Consider the following 653-nt stretch of genomic DNA (forward strand, 5'->3'; position numbering starts at 1 on the left):
CCAGGGAATATGGTCCGCACAAGACACTTTATAACCGCTGGAAACGGTGGAGTGACATGGGGGTGTTCGCGCGGATCATGATGGGGCTGGCTGCCGAAACGCCAGACAATAAGACGATCTCGATCCCCTCTCATTGAGTGCTGTGCAATCAACTGCCGGGCAACGGACGCGACCTACCTCAAGGCACACCGCACGGCCTCCAGCCTGCGGGTAGAAAAAGGGCGCGTGGACGTCTGATCCACTGCCCGGCAGGGTATTGCGAAGCAATGCACGAGAGGGGGCGGACAAAGGGCGGCATGAACACCAAGTTGCATGCTGTCACCGATGCGGCCGGGAGGCCAATCCGCTTCTTTATGACGGCCGGTCAGGTCAGCGATTACACCGGAGCCAGAGCGCTTGTGAACAGCCTGCCTGCTGCCGACTGGCTGTTGGGAGATCGTGGATACGACGCGGACTGGTTCCGCGAGGCCCTTATAGACAAAGAAATTACGCCCTGCATTCCAGGACGGAAGTCACGCGACAAACCCGTCAAATACGACAAGCGCCGTTACAGAAAGCGCAACCGCCTTCTCACGCATGTAAACATGCGCTGCCAGGTAACAGATCGAGATCATGTTCGGGCGATTGAAGGACTGGAGGCGCGTAGCCACGCG

Annotated in this window: 1 pseudogene; it reads left to right on the plus strand. The window is 58.7% G+C overall.

Annotation, left to right across the window (positions count from 1 at the left end):
* Positions 1–653: pseudogene (locus FQ320_RS25350) on the plus strand (IS5 family transposase); the annotation flags it as partial.

Source organism: Oceaniovalibus sp. ACAM 378 (genome assembly GCF_008085915.1).
Lineage (GTDB): Bacteria > Pseudomonadota > Alphaproteobacteria > Rhodobacterales > Rhodobacteraceae > Oceaniglobus.